Below are 5,134 nucleotides of genomic sequence, written 5' to 3' on the forward strand. Positions count from 1 at the left end.
GTTGCATGAGCTATATTTTCTGTAGCAAGGGGACGTGCATCCATACAATACCATAAAACCACCACCGTTAGAAAATAATAACCGACTATCGTTAAGAGATACAGACAAAATGAGCAATCAGAATATAAATAAGAATCAGGGGCAGGACAAAACAATACCAACACCGCCAATTCCACGCCAAAAAGATAAATGTTCAAACCGTTCCTTCAGCCAATGAAAATAGGTGTCAAACCAATGATATTGCCTGCTATAGCTATTGAAATGAAGCCACCATTGTATCACCAAACAACAACAAAATGCTGGCCAAAGCCATAGACTGCCACTCTCTACTGACTTTCAAATGGATCTCATTCTCGCTTATCTTTTTGTGGCTATAGCAATCCATTCTTCAACTATCCCCCATAGCTCTCAATCTCGTCGCAAACGGTCGGACATTGCCAAAGGCGTAGGGTATTTAATAACAACCCAATATGAAGAAATGATGAAAGATAATATAGTAACACTCTCAATTAAATAGCCTGCTTTATCTGAAATAATATGGCTGCTAAGAGCCATGTAAGCAATAATCAAAGAAAATTCGCTAATTTGACCTAAGCGTACTCCTACTTCCCAAGCTACTTGCTTGGATTCCCCCATCCAACGTAGCAACAACCTATAGGTTAAAGGCTTTATCCCCATCAATAAAACAAGCAAAATTAATGCAGGGATGATAACAAGAGGTAAAAAGTTAAGATCGAAAGTAGCCCCCACAGAGAAGAAAAATAAAACTAAGAAAAAATCTCGTACTGGCTTTAAACTTTCAGAAATATACACAGATACCGGTCTTGAAGCCAAGCTAACCCCAGCAATGAAAGCACCTACCTCACCTGACAAACCCAATAATGAAGCTAACTCAGCCATACTGAGACACCAGCCAATTGCCAATAAAAAGAGATATTCCTTAATCCGATTAAATTTAGAAAATAAAGGAAATAAAACCAACCGATCAAATAAATAAGCGAAAATTAAAATAGCAGGAAATCCTAATATTACTAAGCCGATATCAACCAGCACCTTCCCCTCACGTGAAGCCCCGTGTAATAAAAACAAAACGGCAATAGCAATTAAGTCTTGCAACAGAAGAACACTGATCATTACCTCTCCGGTATGTTGATGATGCAAAATCGTGGTTGGCAATAACTTAATGCCGATAATCGTACTGGAAAACATCATCGCACCACCAATAACTAAGCACTCCACTGACGAGTAACCAAAAAAATAAGCAACGAGATATCCTATAATCGCGAAGACGATCGAACTAATTAAGGCTACCCAGGTAATTTCCTTGAACATAGTTATCAATTTTTGTGGAGGCAAATTAAGGCCTAAAAGGAATAATAGGAAGATAATTCCCACGTCGCTGACCGTTCGAAGCATGTCGGTATTAGCAATTAATTTTAATCCCCACGGCCCAAACAAAATCCCTAATAGCATGTAAGCAACCAACATCGATTGGTGGGTCATTAAAGCAAAAGTTGATAGAACTGCTGCACCAGCGAAAATGAGAAAAATTGAAAAGATTATATTGTGTTCCACAATTCAAGTCCTATCGTCAATGCAATTTGCGGTGTTATTCAAGCTCTAATTTTCGTCTCAGCCAGATTTCCTCTCCCCTTCCTTCTTTTAAGAGCTCTAAAACATCAAAATTTTACCACTTCTGCCCGATTTTTCTATTAAAATAATAAAAAAGCTATTTATTTCTTTAAACTTATTAATTTTTTATGTAAAATTTAATTATCATTTTTATTAGCTAATCAGAGAGAAAAAGATGCCAGCAAAAAAAAACAAAAAATCTCTCGCAAGCGAGGACGTCCAACAGCAGGTAGTGCTTCAGTAAATTCCGAGCGTTTAATTTAAGAAGTGTCATGAAACAGCGTGACGACACGTAAGAAGTTACGTACCACATAAAAGAAATTAGCGAAAGCAAAGAAAGATGCTGCACGTAAACTCGCTAAACTTCGAAAAGATACAGCCCGAAAAGTAACTGCGGCTAAAAAAATCACGAACCACAACCAGAGGTGTTAAAACCACTGGAAGAAAACAAGCGGGTCGTCCCCATAAAACAGCCCCAAAGTTAGCACGACAAAAACGAAACGTGATCGCTGTCACCCAAGAAAAACAGTTTCGATGGCGTCAACTACTGCCCGTCGCCGTGGACGTCCTCGCAAAACAGCAGTGTAGAGCAGCGTAGCTTCTTTGAAAAAACTTCGCAAAGCGGGATTTTTTCTTTATTCTCATTAAAGAAACCGGCTTTTAGAGAATTGCTCAAGTTAAATTATACTGTTCACGTTATATCTTTAATTAATTAACACCATTGCGATTAGCGAATTTGTAGCTATTTAATAGCTTTAAAATACGCTCCCACACTTCATCCATAGTACCAAGGCCTGATATACGATAATAATGGGGTGCCTGAGAATCGCCTGATTTTTTCCACGCCGAATAATAGTGGCTAAGAGGACTGGTTTGTTGTTTATAAATGGCTAAACGTTTTCGAACCGTCTCTTCATGATCATCGGCTCGCTGAACTAAAGGTTCATCCGTTAGATCATCTTTACCGGGTATTTTTGGAGGATTGTATCGTCGATGGTAAGTTCGGCCTGAAGCAGTATGGACCAATCGACCCGTCATACGTTCAATAATTTCTTCTTCTGGCACATTGATATCAATCACCAAATCAATTTTAATTTTCTGACTATGTAATGCTTCTGCTTGTGCCGTGGTACGTGGAAAACCGTCTAATAAATAGCCCTTTCGACAATCAGGTGAATTCACGTGTTCTTTTACCAATGCAATCATAATGTCATCTGAAACAAGCCCCCCTCCTTCCATTACCTTTTTTACTTCTAACCCTAAGGGAGTTCTTGCTTTGACAGCAGCACGTAACATATCTCCTGTCGAAATTTTGGGTATATCCAATTGCTTGGCAATAAATTCTGCTTGAGTTCCTTTACCGGCTCCGGGAAGCCCTAATAAAATAATTCGCATTATGAATTAACCCTATTAATTAATTGATAAGAATCATACACTTTAGCACGGTTTAGACGTAATCGACCACTTTGAGTGATTATAAAACTCACGGCAGCTTGTTTATCCTTAGTAGGGAGGGCAAAAATAAAAAGTACCTTGTTGGTCTCTGATAAAGCTACTGACAGTAAAATCAAAATAAGTATTTAAACTACTCCGCCATATTAACCGATATCCGGAGAAATATTTGGCATAATATCAACGGAGCTTTTTAGTATTCAATTCTTGAATGATTTGTCCCTGGATCCATTGATGATCGCAATGTTGTCCATCACGACTACCGCATAAACGCATCACTTGGCCTTGCTCAACGGCAGTATTTCACGCCAAATGAATAGCTCCAATTAAAACGATTAACAAATAAAGTAATTCGCTCCTCAGAAGGGTGCTTTCCAAATATTCAACGATGAGCCTATTTAATGTCTTAGAGCCCGTTATTCGCAAATTCCATTGCATAAGACGATTTAAATCGCGCACACTAATTCGCTTATCTATTAAAAACTGCCCTCTTGTTGTTTATGAATCAATCGCAAGAAATCACCCAACACCAATCGAAAATTCTTCTACAATTTCTTCCAAAATATCTCGTAAAGTTACAAGCCCTTGAATGTCTTCATACTCATCTACCACCAACCCCATTGTTTTATTTTTTGTCGAAAATTAACTAACTAATGATTCAACAAAGTAACATCAGAAATAAAATAAACCTCTTCTGCCTCATTCAGCAATTTATCGTTGAGTGAGCTGATTCTGAAAAAGAAGACGTATCACCCGGCGCACGTTTAATATCCCAATAACGTCATCAATACTTTCTCAAAAAAGAGGGAAAGAATCATATTTTGACGCCAAAAAATCCGCTAGAATCTTATCCCACTCATCAGTGACATCAATACCGTATATTTGATTGCATGATATCATTACATCTTCTATTGTCATTTCCTCTAAATCTAAAATGCGTAATAGCATTTGTTGATAACCCGAAAGATTTTTTCCTGTTACTTCACGAACAATACTTCGCAACTCTTCGGGGGCTTAAAGGCTCTGTTAAAGGCTCTGGTAAATGTGCAGCTACCTTATATGAGAAAAATACGCAAGAAACCATTAGCAATATAATATTAATCAACCAAACCAATGGGTAGGGCACGCGTAATAAAATTTTAAGCGCTAAAGAAGTTGGGAAAGCAACCTGTTGAGGATGTAAGACAGCTAATGTTTTAGGCGTAGTTTCTGCAAATATCAAAATCAATAAAGTTAAAATTACTGTCGCAACGATAACTCCCAAATTTCCTAAAAAATGAACAGCAATAACGATGGGAATCACCAAATCCAAAATATTGGCGAAAGTGTTACCAATCAAAATAACGCCAATTAATCGATCCGGCCGTTGTAAAAGCTGTATTACTCGTTGCGTCTTGACATTACCTTTACAGGCCAAATGACGCAAACGATAGTGGTTAATAGCCATCATTCCTGTTTCTGAATCAAAAAAAGCAGATATTAAAATAAGTAAGAAGAACAATACGCTAAAGTATTGAACATCAGCATGGGTCAATGGAGTCCCATAGTCTCAAAGGTTTCCAAATAAAGGTCTTAATTAGAATAATGCTCCCGAATTGGAAGACCATAGAGCTCAAGAAAATTACTGAATCACAATTAATTGACTACTATGACTACTAAAATATACAACCTAAATATACAAAACTATTAATAGTGTAATACACCCAATAAAGTGCCGTAAATAGCCTTTTGTCCTCGCCATCCCTTGGTGCCGACCAATTAAAAGAACCGCAAAAACTAACCAGGCTGACAATACTAAAATGGTTTTCGCCATAAAAAAGAATTACGCCCTAACTCTTAGTGAAAAAAAGTAAATGCTGGAACCTAATAAAATGGTTAAAAATAAAAACTGCAATAGTATGAAAAACTGTTTTTTCCATGGTATTTTTTCCATGGTAATTATAAAGGGGATAATTTTTGAATATGTGTGCCCGATGGGCGAAGTCGCAACAATCGTTCTTGGAGAGCTAATAATACAGCTTGAAGGCCAGCGACCACCAATATACCGGAA

The 5,134-nt window shown here is 37.5% G+C and carries 4 protein-coding genes and 1 pseudogene; all 5 read right to left on the reverse strand.

The window, feature by feature from the left end:
• Positions 1-197 (reverse strand): annotated as a pseudogene (locus B1F79_RS03440) (hypothetical protein); the annotation flags it as partial.
• 211 nt (positions 198-408) lie between these two features.
• The gene (locus B1F79_RS03445; RefSeq protein ID WP_251366009.1) at positions 409-1,578 is read right to left on the reverse strand and encodes a cation:proton antiporter domain-containing protein; all 1,170 of its coding nucleotides are present in this window, start codon (positions 1,576-1,578) and stop codon (positions 409-411) included.
• Positions 1,579-2,340: 762 nt separating this feature from the next.
• Positions 2,341-3,027 (reverse strand): adenylate kinase, encoded by a 687-nt coding sequence (gene adk / locus B1F79_RS03450; protein ID WP_251366006.1) that lies wholly within the window; start codon positions 3,025-3,027, stop codon positions 2,341-2,343.
• An 852-nt stretch (positions 3,028-3,879) separates the two neighbouring features.
• Positions 3,880-4,086, reverse strand: coding sequence for a hypothetical protein (locus tag B1F79_RS03455; protein ID WP_251366007.1), 207 nt, complete (start codon positions 4,084-4,086; stop codon positions 3,880-3,882).
• Positions 4,067-4,618, reverse strand: coding sequence for a CNNM domain-containing protein (locus B1F79_RS03460; protein ID WP_251366008.1), 552 nt, complete (start codon positions 4,616-4,618; stop codon positions 4,067-4,069). Before B1F79_RS03460 ends, B1F79_RS03455 begins: the two co-directional genes overlap by 20 nt.
• Between the last annotated feature and the right edge of the window lie 516 nt (positions 4,619-5,134).

It is taken from the genome of Coxiella-like endosymbiont of Rhipicephalus sanguineus (genome assembly GCF_018687865.1).